A 15,819-nucleotide genomic window follows, 5' to 3' on the forward strand; every position below is an offset into this window, starting at 1 on the left:
AAAAAACCACGCAAATAGCGTGGTTTTTTTATACGATCTTTTTAATGACCCGGAGTTTGTGAGTGTGTCTTCCGCTATCAATATTGTAAATTCCCAGATGATCCAATCGGTCAATGCGTACTTTTCCGTGCGCGTGAATAATGTAATTGTCGTCCATTATTATTCCCACATGCGTAATTCGTCCTTCTTCATTATCGAAAAAAGCTAAATCGCCCGGCTCACTTTCTTCAATGAAACTCAATGCTTCTCCTTGTGTAGCCTGTTGCGAGGCATCACGAAGTAAAGAATAACCATTCAGCTTATAAACCATTTGGGTGAAGCCCGAACAGTCAATGCCAAAAGGAGTTTTTCCTCCCCATAAATAAGGAGCATTCAAATACATGAATGCAGTTTTGATTAATTCTGATTTTGGCTTAATGCCACAAGCTTTAATACCTTCAAAAGAAAATTGCGAGGTATTGATTTCAGGGTTGTCCAAAAAAGACAGGGAACTTCCTATTGAAATTGGTAATAGCGAATTGTTGTGAGTCGTAATGAATTCTATCAGGTCAGCACTCATTATCGATGCCGAATTAGAAAGAAATGCGTAATTCGCCTCAGAAATTAACTGAAATTGTTTGTTGTCAATCCAGCCTTCGTAACTGTCAAAAGCCAATTGAATTCGGGACCATTTGTCCGTTTGTTCTAAAATTTTGAAATGTTCGCCAAAGAGTACCTGAGAAACTAATTCGCTTCTGTCGCTTGGTTCTGCGCGTAATGGAACTATGGCTAAATTACAAATAGCAAACATTTAAGGAAATTATGAGTTAATAAATTATGAGTTATAAGTCGAACTCAAATAAGTTCTAAAACTTATAACCCATAATTCTTAAATTTATAAGTGATTAAGCTCTTTCGATAACAATTGCTGAAGCACCACCACCGCCATTACAGATAGCAGCAGCTCCGATTTTAGCATTGTTTTGTTCTAAAACATTGATTAAAGTAACCACGATTCTTGCTCCGGAACATCCCAGAGGGTGACCTAAAGAAACAGCACCACCGTTTACGTTTACTTTATCGTTGTCTAAGCCTAAGATTTTTGCATTAGCCAATCCAACTACTGAGAAAGCCTCATTGAATTCGAAGAAATCCACATCAGAAACTGAAAGACCAGCTTTGTCTAATGCTTTTGGTAATGCTTTAGCAGGTGCAGTTGTAAACCATTTAGGTTCTTGTGCAGCATCTGCGTATGATTTGATGTAAGCCAATGGTTTTAGTCCCATTGCGTTTGCTTTTTCTTCACTCATTAAAACTACAGCAGCAGCACCATCATTGATAGTTGAAGCATTGGCAGCTGTAACTGTTCCGTCTTTTGTAAATACAGCGTTTAGCGTTGGAATTTTGTCCAATTTTACGTTTGAATATTCTTCGTCCTTAGCGAAAACGATTGGATCGCCTTTTCTTTGAGGAATAGACACAGGAACAACCTCATTGTTGAATTTACCTGTTTCCCAAGCCTTTGCAGAACGCTCATAAGATTGGATTGCGAACGCATCCTGCTCTTCGCGTGTAATTTTATATTCTGTTGCACATAAGTCGGCAGAAACACCCATAGCTGTGTGCTCATATGCGTCTGTTAAACCATCTTTCTGCATTCCGTCAACAAGAGTTGTTGGTCCGAATTTCGCTCCGTTTCTCATGTGTACGTAGTGAGGAATCAAGCTCATGTTTTCCATACCACCTGCAACGATTACTTCAGCATCTCCGGCCATGATAGCCTGAGCGCCCTGCATAATCGCTTTCATTCCTGAAGCACATACTTTATTTACTGTAGTACAAGCTACTGTGTTAGGTAATCCTGCATAGATAGCTGCCTGACGGGCTGGAGCTTGACCAACACCTGCCTGAACTACGTTACCCATTATCACTTCTTCTACTAAATTCGGATCTAAATTGATTTTATTTAAAGCACCTTTAATTGCTGTTGCACCTAATTGTGGAGCTGTAACGGTTGATAAACTACCCATGAAACTTCCTATTGGAGTTCTTACAGCTGATACAATAACTACTTTTTTATTCATGACATTATGTTGTTTATTCATTCAAGATGCGAATTTAACCAAAATTGTCCACATAACTAAATTTGAATCTAAAAATATGAGGTTTTTCAACTAAAGGGATAATTTGAGGTTCAAGCTTTAAAAATGTCAAATTTTTTATATTTCTATTTATCTGACAATGAAACAGTTTTAAAATTTCTTTCAAAAAAATGAAAAATAACTTAAGAAATAGTTGCAGAAACAATATCGTTAACATACATTTGCAACCGCAAAATAAGGATAAGTTCTTTGCAAAACAGGAGAGGTGCCGGAGTGGTAACGGAGCAGATTGCTAATCTGTCGACGGGTAACCGTCGCCAGGGTTCGAGTCCCTGTCTCTCCGCTTTTTTTGCACGGGGTGTAGCGTAGCCCGGTCATCGCGCCTGGTTTGGGACCAGGAGGTCGCAGGTTCGAATCCTGCCACCCCGACGAAATGTTTCAGTATTCCCAATACAACTGAAAAAAAGACTTAAGGTCCCGTAGCTCAGCTGGATAGAGCAACTGCCTTCTAAGCAGTAGGTCTCAGGTTCGAATCCTGACGGGATCACAACACAAGCCCTTTGATATCAAAGGGTTTTGTTGTTTTTAGATGTTATTAGTGACCGTGAATCACGCTCCTAAATAAGTGTAAAAAGATTACTTCTTCAATTTATTTTACACATACTTTGCACACTGTTTGGACGATACTTCAGGAGATAATCAAGTAAATTATTTTATTATCTTTAATCAATTTCATTAATTTTTGATTTTTCAATTTATCAAAGATAGGATAGTCTACTCCCAACAAACACCCCCTAATGTGTTTTTCATCAGCGATACGCTCCTCAGTTTATGTGCTTGTGCTATTTAAAGTCCATTATGTCAGAGTGTTATGGTTTGTTTAAGAGTAATTTGCCTAGCTTTGCAAAAAAAATAATAAATAAAACATGAAAACAATTTTAAGATTATTTATTTGGGGGCTGTATCTTTATTTTGTAATTAATATGTTGCTTAGTATTAATTCTTTTTGGGATTTTGTTTGGTTCATATTTATAGGAAGTATATTATTAGGTATTGCAAATGTAGTGCTCGCTTTTGCTCTTTCTTTCATAAATGATAAATAAGATATTTGTCAAGTATTGCACATAATTTGTACAAAGGAGTAAAAAATACATAATTCATAGGATTCACGGTAGCTCAGCTGGATAGAGGAACTGTCTTCTTAGCAGTAGATCTCAGGTTCGAATCCTGACACGATCAAAAACAAAAAAAACACTGAATTTCAGTGGTTTTTTGTTTATACTATGTTTAAATTGTTATTCAATACAATTTAAATAGTTGATAAAGTACTGTTCGGGCGAATAGGTTCCTTTGATTTTATCCGATTTTAGTTCTTTTTTGAATATATAATCAGCTGTTTCACTAGAAAACTTCACTTTCATTATTGTTACCGGATATTTTTTTAAATCTTCAAAACTGTTTTTTTCAAACATGAAATAGCTGTTTAAAAGTCGAATGTTGTTTTTTTCTTTTTCATTATAGTTTAACTGACCGCAAGTGTCACCCGCACTTAACAGTGTTATGATTTTGCCGTTGGATAACTGAAGTGAGATTTTAGAAGTTCCGTCAAAACATTTCGGACTGATAAAATCTTTGCTTTTTTGCAATAATTGAAAATTGAGATACGGTATTCCGTCTGAATTAACCAAAGAGAAAAGTACAAAATCGTTTGAATTTACAAAGTCTTTTTCATGGATAAGGTAATCAGGTGTTTTCTTTATGAAAGTAGAATCTGTTTTTTCGTCTACATCGTATTCACAGTTTTTTTGTTGGGCATTAGCAATGATTCCGATAAATAAGAATAGGGCTGATACTAAATTTTTCATTTTTGTTTTTAAATTTTTTCGCAAAGTAAAACTATTTTATCATTATTTATGTCAGTCGTGAAAAAGCAATAGTCATTCCCTCCGTCGCTTATTTTCCATTTTTTTCTGATTTCATCAACAGACATTGGAAAATTCCGAATTGTGATATTGAATTTTTTGCCTTCCAAATGCTTCTTCAATGTCGCTTTGTCGAATGATAACTGTTCTTTTAGTGCAAATTTCCTGCCAGGAAAATCAATTTCTTTGTCTGAAGTATATAAATGTGAGTGCTGATGCAGTTTTTCAATATCATATGTAACTCCAATAGCTTCAAATGCACCAGTTTTCATCATTGCTGCATTAGGCTCATAGAGGTACTTTTTTGGAAGGGAATAGTTCGCTTTTATGTCGGTGTCACCATAATCGACAGAGAAAGTTTCTGTTTTGTCCTTTGTTAGGGACACCGCATTCAGGATTATATTTCCATTATAGTCTTTCTCAATTTCCCAAAGCAGTTCTTTTACTTCGTTGTCTACTGCGATACAATGGATTTTTTTGACAAATCGAAGTTCTGACAAACCTGCTGTTATGTCTAGTATAGGAGCCGTTTTTATCAGTATATGGTCAGAATACTCAAAATAGTCATCTAAATGGTAAGGAACATTGGGTAAACAGTCTTTTAGCATAAAGACTTTTCCTTTTACATCGCTTCGTCGGGAAGGGTCAATGTAAATCCAGCTCCATTTAAAATTGAGTTTCTTCAGGATTTCCAAACTGTCACCCTGAAAACATTCTATATTTCGCTGATTTAGAATCTGATAGTTGTGTTGGACAATCTTTGATAGCTCCTCATTGATTTCGCAATGTGCCACTTTATTGAATTTTTGGGCAAAGTAATAATCATCAATGCCAAAACCTCCAGTAAGATCTATTAATGTAACTCCATCAATAAGCGATGCTTTGTACTTTGCGGCTCTTTCCGATGAAGTTTGTTCTATTGAGATTTTTGACGGATAAATGATATATTTATGGCTAAACCAGGTTGGCAGTTTTTCTTTTGCTTTATTTTTTGAAGCTATCTGATTTAAAATATCATTCCATTTGATTTCCGGAAACGGATTTTTCATCAGTGCAATTTTAGCAAAATTTGCCTGTAACGAATCGGTTATAAAGTCCTGGACGGCTGAACTTAAAAGAGGAGAATCCAAATTAAATATTTTTAGTTAGTATCCGGATAATTTTATTTTCAGGAATAAATTCTTTACCGATCACTTTTAAAGCAGTGTAAGAGGGTACAGCGAGGATCATTCCGGAAATTCCAAACAGGAAGCCACCTATCAGTATGATCAGAAAAATTTCTAAAGGATGGGAATAAACGCTGCTTGAAAAAATATACGGTTGACTGATGTTGTTGTCAATAAACTGAACTATCATGAATCCAATCATTATATATATAGAATTCGGAAGCATTACGGTTGCGAAATCTGCTCCAGCAAAACTAAGCATGGTAAGTATAATTGCCAAAACATTTGCGATAAGTGGGCCAATATACGGTATGATGTTTAAAATCGCACATATAAAAGCAATGGTTAGGGCATTATCTATTCCGATGATTAAAAGTACTATTAAATAGAGTATGAAAACTATCGATAGTTGCACCAAGATCCCAATAAAATAACGCGACAGCAAATGGGTAATTTTATCGATAGAGGCCAATATTTTATCTTCATGTTGATCCGGAATTACTTTAATAAAAATCATTTTGAATAAACGCCTGTCTTTCAGCATAAAAAAAGTGATAAAGAAAACAGATGCTAAACCAATGCTGAAACTGCTCAGAAGATTAATGAATGAATTTAAAAAAGACGTTATAATACTGAAGTTTAGTCTTGATGAGATATTGAGCTTTTTATAAATATCTTGAGCATTAATATGGTGTGAATCTAAAAAAGCAGCTACTTGATTGATTAAATTAAAAAAAACTTTTTCAAATTCTTTCGTATCCAAAAGGGAGAGATTCTGTCCCTGAGAAACAAATAATGGGATGAAAAGCAGAATAAACCCCGAAATGAGCATGACATAAAAAAGCATGGTTAGTACCACGGCCAATATGTTTTTTTTTAGTTTCAGTTTTTGTTTGATAAAATCCACAATCGGATTGCCTATCATCGCTAAAAGCAAAGAAATTAAAATATAGACAAGTACGGTTTTAATCAAATAGAGGACATAAATCAAAATAGCGATTCCGGTTAGTTTGAAAATTGCCCCAAGAATACCGTTTGAAATATCTTTTGAAGTCATCTGAATTAATTTGATGAATTAAAAGTAAAAAAAAACTCGCTTATTAAGCGAGTTTTAATGATTTATTTTGGTTAGTTTTTATGGTTGTGCGAATGAATTTCTTGCTCCACCTGCTGCAAATATAGCTAACATTCTTTGTTTTTGTCCTTCCGAGAACATATACATTCCTCTGTCGTCTGTGTAATCCATGTAGTTCATGGTCATTTCAATAGGTGTTCCTGTACATGTACTGTAGTGAGGGTAAGCAGGAACTCCGTAGTTAGCTGCATTGTGTAATGGCGTATCAGCAACGTTGTCGTTTCCACAAGTAGCATCACCCCAAATGTGACGTAAGTTCATCCAGTGACCAACTTCGTGAGTTGCTGTTCTTCCTAAGTTGTATGGGTAAGTTGCAGTTCCCGTAGTTCCGAAATATCTAGAGTCAATTACTACACCATCAGTTGAAGACGCTCCACCAGGGAATTGTGCATATCCTAAGATACCTCCACCGATTGTACAAACCCATAAATTAAGTTTTGTTGTTGGTGATACAGGATCCAATCCACCTTGTTTTGTTTTTTTCATTGTATCTCTTGTACCCCAAGAGGTTTTTGTTGTAGATTTTCTGATAACCTGATCTAAGACAAATGAAATCCCAACATTTGCTTTTACTCCTGAGAAAGCAGCCGGAACTTGGTTGAAATCAGTGTTTGTTGCATTGTAATCTTTGTTTAATGCATCAATTTGGGATTGGATTTGAGCTTGAGAAATGTTTTCAGCAGCTGTTTTGTACAATACGTTTACAACTACAGGGATTTCAATTACTCCATTCACTAAACGGCCTTCTCTGATCGCTCTTTCTGTAAATGATTCAATTTCATTCATTTTAATAGCCAATTGAGGATCTTGTTTCATTTGTTCCACAAGAACTTCGTTTGAAGCACAGTTTCTTTTGGCAGTTGACATTTCGTTTGTGCTTGCAGTAGAATTTTCTTCTTTGTTACAAGAGATTAGTGAAATCAGCAACGCTGCTGATAAGATAATTTTTTTCATAAATGTAGGTTTTGATGTTAAATATTTCTTTTTATGATTAAAACATTGCAATTTTATAACAAAATTTATTGTGAAGCAAATTATTTTGTAATAAATTTAATTGTTTTGTCAAATTTTTGTTAAATAATTATTAAAATTAAATTTAACATATGGAAAATAAAATTATTGATTAAATGTGATTTGGTTTGTTGAAAAATTCGCATTAAATCCGGGAGATTTTTTTCTATAGTACTTGTTTAAATAAAAAAACTCGCTTAAATAGCGAGTTTTTAAGTTTTGGAAGTGTATATCTTATGGTTGCGCGAATGAATTTCTTGGCCCTCCGGCTGCAAAAACGGCAAGCATTCTTGATTTTTGCGCATTTGAGAACATATACATTGCTCGGTCGTCAGTGTAATCCATATAATTCATTGTCATTTCCACAGGAGTTCCTGTACAAGTGCTGTAATGCGGATAGGTTGGATTTCCGTAATTAGCTGTATTGTGTAATGGAGTGTCAGCAACAAAGTCGTTTCCACAAGTAGCATCTCCCCAAATATGGCGAAGATTCATCCAGTGTCCAACTTCATGAGTAGCGGTTCTTCCTAAATTAAAAGGATAAGCTGCAGTCCCAGTATTACCGAAAGCGTTGTCATCAATAACAACACCGTCAGTAGAAGAAGGTCCTCCAGGGAATTGTGCATATCCTAAGATTCCGCCTCCCATATTGCAGCACCATAAGTTCAGTACAGTGGATGGTGTGGTAGGAGGGATTCCTTTTGGAGCTTTCTTCATGGCATCGTTAGTACTCCATGAAGTTGTATTTGTAGATTTTCTGACAACACCTTGTAATACGAAAGAGATTCCAATATTGGCTTTTACTCCGGAAAACAATGTGGGCACTTGATTAAAATCTGGGTTGGTTGCGTTAAAGTCTTGGTTAAGAACATCAATTTGCGATTGAATTTGTGCCTGAGAAATGTTTTGGGCTGCAGTTTTGTATAGAACATTGACTACAACAGGTATTTCAATTTTACCATTAACTAAACGGCCTTCTCTGATGGCTCTTTCAGTGAATGATTCAATTTCATTCATTGTAATGGCTAATTTTGGATTAGCTTTTAACTGTGCCTGTAAAACTTCGTTGGAAGCGCAATTTCTTTTTGCAGTAGTTGAAATTTGTTCAGTTTTCGTTGCTGAATCCTCGTTCATACAGGAAACCAGCATTGCCAATACCCCTGTTGCTAAAAAGATTTTTTTCATAATTAGTAAGATTAAGTTGATAATTGAAGAAATGTTTTAAAAATTTGAAGCAATTCTAATAATAAAACAACTAATTAAGAAAAATAGTTTGTAATCGGTAAAAAAAATCGACGAAGTGTAAAATATTGCTATTTTAATAAGGTTTTAATGACAGTTTTGTTGAAAATCCACTGTATGTTTTGTGTTTTACTAATTATTGAAAACATAGTAAATTAAATTGGCTCCCATTTTTAGGGCTTTTGTTCGCACATCAATCGGGTCATTGTGTACTTCCTGGTTTTCCCATCCGTCTCCTAAATCGGTTTCTACGGTATAAATCAGAACGATTCTTCCTTCGATAAAAATCGCAAATGCCTGAGGTTTTTTGTTGTCGTGTTCATGGATTTTTGGTACTCCTCCTGGAAAAACAAATGGTTTTTGAAAAACGGGGTGAGAAGAGGGTAGTTCAACTAATGGGTTGTCAGGGAATATTTTTTTTATTTCTTTTCGGATGTATTGGTCCATTCCGTAATTGTCGTCAATGTGCAAAAAACCTCCGGAAGTAAGGTAGTTTCTTAGGTTTATGACATCACTATCGCTAAAAACAACATTTCCATGACCTGTCATGTGTACAAACGGATATGAAAATAAATCAGGGCTTCCCACTTCGACAGTAGGGATTTTTGTATTGATTTTAGTGTTGATGTTCTGATTGCAGAATTTAGCAAGATTGGGAAGTGAAGTCGGATTTGCATACCAATCGCCGCCTCCTGAATATTTCAAAAGGGCTATTTCCTGAGAAAAACCAATTAAAGAAGAAAGTCCAAGCAGTAAAACGGCAATTTGTTTCATAATATACTTATTCGTTTGCAAAAACTACGCTGTGGCAAGCTACAACGGCAGCAGTTTCGGTTCTTAATCTAGTATTACCCAAAGATACCGGAATGTATTTGTTTTCTAATGCTAATGCAATTTCTTTTTCAGAAAAATCACCTTCCGGACCTATTAATATGGTGTATTTCTCTTTTGCATGAACGGCTTCTTTCAATAATTTTTTATCGGTTTCCTCGCAATGGGCTATGTATAACTTGCCATCGTGTTTTTTGTTGATGAATTCTTTGAAAGTCATCGGTTCGTTCAGTTTTGGTAAATAGAACTGTAGCGATTGTTTCATGGCCGACTGAATAATCTTGTCAAAACGTTCGGTTTTAATCGTCTTTCTTTCGGAATGATCACAAATAAGTGGAGTGATTTCGTGTATTCCGATTTCAGTCGCCTTTTCTAAAAACCATTCGAATCGCTCGTTCATCTTTGTTGGCGCGACAGCTAAATGAAGATAAAAATCAGTTGGTTTTTGATTGTCGATACTGTTGATTTTTACTGTGCATTTTTTATCCGATGCTAATATGATTTCGGTAGTAAATAAAAAACCTAAACCATTGGTTACATGCAAAATGTCACCTTCTTTTTTACGTAAAACTTTAACGATGTGTTTGCTCTCTTCTTTATCAAAAGAAAACTCATTTAAAGTAGAACTTATATCCGGAGTGTAAAATAACTGCATATTAGAATTCGATACGTGCTTTAGATACTACAGAAGCATCTTCAAACTGATGTTCCAAAAATTTATAGTAACCGACAATTCCAATCATGGCTGCATTGTCAGTAGTATATTCGAATTTAGGGATAAATGTTTTCCATCCGTATTTTGTTTCTGCTTCTTTTAATGTAGTTCGGATTCCTGAATTTGCAGAAACCCCACCGCCAATGGCAATCTGGTTAATTCCGGTTTCGGCTACGGCCAATTTCAGTTTATCCATCAAAATTTGAATAATGGTATATTGAATGGAAGCGCAGATATCATTTTTGTTCTCTTCGATGAAATTGGGATTCTCTGCAACATGCTTTTGGATGAAATACAAAATCTGAGTTTTTAACCCACTGAAACTGAAATTCAAACCGTCGACTTTCGGTTTTGTGAACTGAAAGGCTTTCGGGTTTCCGGTTTGGGCAAATTTATCGATCAATGGCCCGCCAGGATAGGGAAGGCCTAATATTTTAGCACTCTTATCAAAAGCTTCACCTACAGCGTCATCAGTTGTTTCGCCGATAACTTCCATTTCAAAAAAACTTTTGACTTTGATAATCTGAGTATGTCCTCCGGAAATCGTCATGGCTAAAAAAGGAAATTCCGGTTTGTCATAACCTGCTTCATCGATAAAATGAGCCAAAACATGCGCATGCATATGATGAACGGCTACCAGTGGAATTTTTAAAGCCTGTGCCATTGATTTGGCAAACGAACTACCAACCAAAAGCGAGCCCATTAATCCGGGACCTTGGGTAAAAGCAATTCCTGAAAGCTGTGATTTGTCGATATTTGCCTTTTTTAAAGCTACATCAATAACCGGAACAATATTTTGTTGGTGGGCTCTTGAAGCTAATTCAGGGACAACACCTCCGTATTCTTCGTGAATGGCCTGGCGTGCAACTATGTTTGATAAAACTTTATCGTTTTCGAGTACGGCTGCTGCGGTATCATCACAGGAACTTTCAATAGCAAGTATGTAAATCGGCTGGTTTGTCATAAAAAAGGCACGAAATTTGTATTACAATTTGTATCGACTGTATTATCTTTGAATTTACGTTTCATTTGGAGCCAAAAACGCTTGTAATTGTTTGCTAAAAACGTATTTTTACCAGTCGGTTCGACAAATTTAAAACAAATTCGGGTATCAAAAAATTTAAAAAAATAGCATTTCGAATAATTTTAGTAATTATCCTACTATTATTGCTGCTTGGTATAGCGCTTTCTTTACCGGTGGTACAGACGGAAATTGCTTCTAGGGTAACCGAGAAAATCAACCACGATTTTGGAACTGATATAAAAATTGATAAAGTAGCTATTTCTGTTTTCGGGACAGTAAAACTGAAAGGGATTCTGATATCCGATCATCATAAGGATACTTTGTTTTATGTCAATCGTTTGCAATCCAATATTTTAAGTTTTAAAGAATTGAAAAACACCCGTTTGTTTTTTGGACAGGCCAGAATCGACGGACTGAATTTCAAACTGAAAAAATACAAAGGGGAAACCAAAGCAAATATCGATTTGTTTGTTGAAGCTTTTGACGATGGAAAGAAAGGCTCTGGAAAATTCAGATTAAAAACAGACGAATTATACATTACCAACAGCCATTTTCGTTATATTGATGAAAACCTGCAAAGGCCTAAAATACTTGATTTTACCAACCTGAATGGTGAACTGGAGGACTTTTTCATTAAAGGACCGAATATTACTGCCAACATAAAAAAAATGGCATTAAAAGACCATCGCGGTTTGATTGTTGAAAATCTTGCTGCCGATTTTACCTACACCAAGAAAAATATCATCCTCAAAAAAATGGATTTAAAAACAGATGAATCCACTGTAATTGGGGATGTAATTTTAAAATATCATCCTGGAGATTTTTCTGATTTCAATAACAAGGTTGTGTTTGATGTAAAAATGGAAAAAGCTTCGGTATCTTCCAACGAACTGAATTTCTTCTACAACGAATTCGGGAAAAATCTACGCTTTTATCTCAATACACACCTTACAGGAACACTGAATGATTTTGTATTGAACGATTTACGATTACTGGATCGTAATAAAACTGAAATTATCGGAAAAGTGAACTTTAAAAATCTTTTCAACAAGAAAAAGGAGTTTTACATGAACGGTAATTTTGACAGGGTTAGTGCTAATTACGACAATCTTAAAGGAATCTTACCTAGGGTTTTAGGAAAAAAACTTCCCGAAGTTCTTAAAAAACTCGGCAATATAGATTTAATCGGTGATGTGAAATTAACGAAAACAACTATCGATGCCGATATTCTTTTGTTATCGGCTCTTGGAAAGTTGGAATCGAAATTGGCAATGACCAACATCAATAACATCAATAATGCGACTTATAAAGGTTATGTTTCTTTAAGTAATTTTGATTTAGGTCCATTGACAGGTCGATCAGACATTGAGCGCGCAACTGTAGATTTGAATGTCGACGGAAAAGGCTTCAACAAAAAGTACCTTAATACTTCTGTAAAAGGCCGGATTCATCAGTTCCGATATAACGGTTATACTTATCAGGACATTACGTTGGACGGAACAATGAAAATGCCTTACTTTAAAGGGTATTTCAACAGTAATGATCCGAATCTGAGAATGGATTTTAACGGACTCATCGATTTAAGTTCCAAGGTTAAAAACTATGATTTTCAGGCTAATATCGATTATGCCGATTTACATTTGCTGAATTTCAGAAAAAAAGATTCCATCGCAATCTTCAAAGGACAGCTTAGTTTCAAGGCCAAAGGGAATACAGTTGATGATATTGAAGGGATACTTGAAGTGGCTAATGCGTCTTATCAAAACAGAAAAGATACTTACTTTTTTGATGATTTCCACGTAGAATCAACTTTTGATGCAGATCGTGTCAGAACAATTACGGTTAATTCGCCTGATATCGTCCAGGGAAGAGTAATAGGTAAATACAAAGTGAATCAGGTCGCAAAAATTGTTGAAAATGCTCTTGGTAGTCTGTATGCAAATTATTCGCCCAATAAATTAAATCCGGGGCAGTTCCTTGATTTCGATTTTGTCATTAACAGCAAGATTATCGAAGTGTTTGATCCGAATATTTCTTTAGCTGAAAACACCGTTTTAAAAGGAAACATCAATGCGGATGAAGGTAATTTTAAAATGAATTTCTCATCGCCGAATGTAGTTGCCTATAACAACAAGTTTGATAATATCCGAATAAATGTTGACAACAAAAACCAGCTTTATAATGCGTTTATTGAGTTGGACAGCATTAAAATGAAGAATTATAAAGTTTCTGATTTCAGTCTGATAAACGTTACGATGAATGACACCATGTTTGTTCGTTCCGAGTTTAAGGGAGGAAATAAGAATCAGGATTTTTATAACCTGAATTTATATCACACAATCGATAAGGATAATAAATCGGTAGTCGGTTTTAAAAAATCAGAGGTAAACTTTAAAAATTATCTATGGTTTTTAAATGAAAACGATACAGAAGACAATAAAGTGGTTTTCAATAAAAAACTAACTGATTTTTCCATTGAAAAGATTGCATTGACACACAATGGCCAGAAAATGGAATTATCCGGAATGTTGCAGGGTAAAGATCATAAAGATATTCAGCTTTCCTTTGACAAAGTTGATTTGGCAAAAGTAACGCCATCACTCACCAATTTATCTTTTGGAGGGAATTTAAACGGTAACGTCAGTCTAAAACAGGATAAAAATATATACCAACCTGCTTCGGCTTTAACTGTTGATTCACTTAAAATCAATAATTATGCTTTGGGAGACCTCGATTTACAAGTTACCGGTGATAATTCGTTCAGGAAATTCAATGTGAATTCAACCATCAAAAATGATGATGTCGAGAATTTTTATCTCAGAGGTAATGTTGAAGTTGTAAACCGACAAAGTTTACTGTCTCTCGATACCGGTTTTTCCAGATTTAATATTGGGGCTTTCGGACCGTTGTTAGGTAGTATTTTTTCAGATGTTCGCGGATTTGCTTCCGGTCAGGCAGCCATTGTGGGAACAGTCAGCGATCCAGAAATTGACGGGCGTCTTTATCTGAACGAAGCGGGAATGCGTGTGCCATATTTGGGCGTGGATTTCAACATGGAACCCAATGCTGTTGTTGATGTTACAGAGCATGAGTTTCTTTTCCGTCATATCGAACTTACCGATACAAAATACAAAACATCCGGAATATTAGACGGTAGCGTGCGTCATAATAAATTGGCGGATTGGAGCTTGGATTTAGATATTGAATCGGATAATATGCTGATATTGGATACCAAAGACAGTGAAGATGCAGCTTATTACGGAACAGCATTTATTGATGGAAAAGCAAGTATCAAAGGGCCGACAAATGCACTGGTCGTTAAGGTAGATGCAAAATCGAATAAGGGAACTTCAATAAAAATCCCTGTAAATGATTCTCAGGGTCAGTCAAGTAACTCGTTTATTCATTTCATTACTGAAAAGGAGAAATTAAATAAAGAAAAAGGAACTCCGATTGCCGAAAATAAGTATAAAGGCATGGAGTTGGATTTTAATCTGAACATAAACCAGAATGCGGAAATCGAAATAATTTTGGACAGAGCGACCGGACATGCCATGAAAGGAAGAGGTGAAGGAACCATTACCATGGAAATGAACACGCTTGGAAAATTCAACATGTTTGGGGATTATCAGGTTTATCAGGGGGAATATAACTATAAATACGGCGGAATAGTTGATAAAAAATTTCAGGTTAAAAAGTTCAGTACGATTCGCTGGTATGGAGAACCGCTTAATGCTGTTCTTGATCTTGAGGCCGTATATAAAACCGAAGCTAATCCGGCTGTAATTCTGGATAATGCTTCCTTTAATAAAAAAGTTCCAACGGAAGTGGTTATTTCAGTTAATGGAAATTTAAGCGCTCCCGAACCGGATTTCAGAATTGAATTTCCAACTGTAAGTTCAGTTTTGAAATCTGAAATAGATTATAAATTAAGCGATAAAGATGTGCGTCAAACCCAGGCTATCGCATTGTTGTCCGGAGGAGGATTCCTTTCTCCTGAAAATGCTTCAAGTTCAGTTACCGGAACACTGATTGAGAAAGCTAGTTCAGTAGTAAATGATTTGATAACCGGAAGTGACGACAAGTTCAAGGTGGGTGTAAATTATAGCCAAAGAGATAAAGATCCGATGCTGCAAACCCAAAGTACGGTGGGTGTTACCATGTCGACACAAATCAATGACCGAATTACAATTAACGGAAAACTGGGTGTTCCTGTTGGAGGAACTGAGCAATCGTCTATTGTTGGTAACGTGGAATTGCAAATGCTCCTTAATGACGAAGGAAGTTTGAAAGCCAGAGTGTTTAACCGTGAAAACGATATTAATTATGTCGGAGAAGGGGTTGGGTATACACAAGGGGTAGGAATATCATATCAGGTCGATTTTAACAATATGCGAGAATTGTGGCAAAAAGTATTCTCCAAAAAGGAAAAAGACGATAAACCTAAGAATGCTTCAGACCAGATTCCGGACTCCGATTTATCTCCTGAATTTATTAAATACATAGAAAATCAGAAAAAAAAGAAAACTTCGGAACCTAAACAGGAACCCCAAAAAATTCCTGAAATAGAATAACTTACCAATAATACTAATTCTGATCTTACGGCGAAATATGTAAGGAAAACCTTTTTTTAGCAGAAATTGGTTATTCTTTAAGCTATCGTATGTTTTATTTACTAAATTTATTAAAAAC

Annotated in this window: 11 protein-coding genes and 4 tRNA genes; 5 read left to right on the forward strand and 10 right to left on the reverse strand. The window is 35.5% G+C overall.

Annotated elements, in window-relative coordinates:
- Positions 1–28: 28 nt before the first annotated feature.
- Both FEDK69T_RS01615 and FEDK69T_RS01620 read right to left on the reverse strand, forming a co-directional pair.
- Entirely contained in the window at positions 29–790 is a 762-nt protein-coding gene (locus tag FEDK69T_RS01615; protein WP_023572393.1) for a C40 family peptidase, read from the reverse strand.
- Between the two features lie 94 nt (positions 791–884).
- Entirely contained in the window at positions 885–2,063 is a 1,179-nt protein-coding gene (locus FEDK69T_RS01620; protein WP_023572394.1) for an acetyl-CoA C-acyltransferase, read from the reverse strand.
- Between the two features lie 277 nt (positions 2,064–2,340).
- Between FEDK69T_RS01620 and FEDK69T_RS01630 the strand changes: the two genes are divergently transcribed.
- From FEDK69T_RS01630 to FEDK69T_RS01645, 4 genes are all read left to right on the forward strand, one after another.
- Positions 2,341–2,424 (forward strand) — tRNA-Ser (locus FEDK69T_RS01630).
- 11 nt (positions 2,425–2,435) lie between these two features.
- Positions 2,436–2,510, forward strand: a tRNA-Pro gene (locus FEDK69T_RS01635).
- Positions 2,511–2,554: 44 nt separating this feature from the next.
- Positions 2,555–2,628 (forward strand) — tRNA-Arg (locus tag FEDK69T_RS01640).
- Between the two features lie 624 nt (positions 2,629–3,252).
- Positions 3,253–3,317, forward strand: a tRNA-Arg gene (locus FEDK69T_RS01645).
- A gap of 59 nt (positions 3,318–3,376) precedes the next feature.
- Here the strand turns inward: FEDK69T_RS01645 and FEDK69T_RS01650 are convergent.
- From FEDK69T_RS01650 to tsaD, 8 genes are all read right to left on the reverse strand, one after another.
- A complete protein-coding gene (locus tag FEDK69T_RS01650; protein WP_035629926.1) occupies positions 3,377–3,946 on the reverse strand; it encodes a hypothetical protein in 570 nt (189 codons plus the stop codon).
- Between the two features lie 8 nt (positions 3,947–3,954).
- Positions 3,955–5,133, reverse strand: a complete 1,179-nt coding sequence (locus FEDK69T_RS01655; protein WP_023572396.1) for a THUMP-like domain-containing protein — start codon at positions 5,131–5,133, stop codon at positions 3,955–3,957.
- A gap of 1 nt (position 5,134) precedes the next feature.
- Positions 5,135–6,226 (reverse strand): AI-2E family transporter, encoded by a 1,092-nt coding sequence (locus FEDK69T_RS01660; RefSeq protein WP_023572397.1) that lies wholly within the window; start codon positions 6,224–6,226, stop codon positions 5,135–5,137.
- 78 nt (positions 6,227–6,304) lie between these two features.
- Entirely contained in the window at positions 6,305–7,258 is a 954-nt protein-coding gene (locus FEDK69T_RS01665) for a zinc metalloprotease (protein ID WP_023572398.1), read from the reverse strand.
- A gap of 291 nt (positions 7,259–7,549) precedes the next feature.
- On the reverse strand, positions 7,550–8,500 hold the full coding sequence (locus FEDK69T_RS01670; RefSeq protein WP_023572399.1) for a zinc metalloprotease: 951 nt from the start codon (positions 8,498–8,500) through the stop codon (positions 7,550–7,552).
- 189 nt (positions 8,501–8,689) lie between these two features.
- Positions 8,690–9,331, reverse strand: a complete 642-nt coding sequence (locus FEDK69T_RS01675) for a DUF4159 domain-containing protein (RefSeq protein WP_023572400.1) — start codon at positions 9,329–9,331, stop codon at positions 8,690–8,692.
- Positions 9,332–9,338: 7 nt separating this feature from the next.
- A complete protein-coding gene (locus FEDK69T_RS01680) occupies positions 9,339–10,043 on the reverse strand; it encodes a 16S rRNA (uracil(1498)-N(3))-methyltransferase (protein ID WP_023572401.1) in 705 nt (234 codons plus the stop codon).
- Position 10,044: 1 nt separating this feature from the next.
- Complete coding sequence (tsaD, locus tag FEDK69T_RS01685) at positions 10,045–11,067, reverse strand: tRNA (adenosine(37)-N6)-threonylcarbamoyltransferase complex transferase subunit TsaD (RefSeq protein ID WP_023572402.1); 1,023 nt, start codon at positions 11,065–11,067, stop codon at positions 10,045–10,047.
- A gap of 203 nt (positions 11,068–11,270) precedes the next feature.
- Between tsaD and FEDK69T_RS01690 the strand changes: the two genes are divergently transcribed.
- Positions 11,271–15,701, forward strand: a complete 4,431-nt coding sequence (locus FEDK69T_RS01690; RefSeq protein WP_023572403.1) for a translocation/assembly module TamB domain-containing protein — start codon at positions 11,271–11,273, stop codon at positions 15,699–15,701.
- The last annotated feature ends 118 nt before the right edge of the window (positions 15,702–15,819 follow it).

The organism is Flavobacterium enshiense DK69 (assembly GCF_000498495.1).
Classification (GTDB): domain Bacteria; phylum Bacteroidota; class Bacteroidia; order Flavobacteriales; family Flavobacteriaceae; genus Flavobacterium; species Flavobacterium enshiense.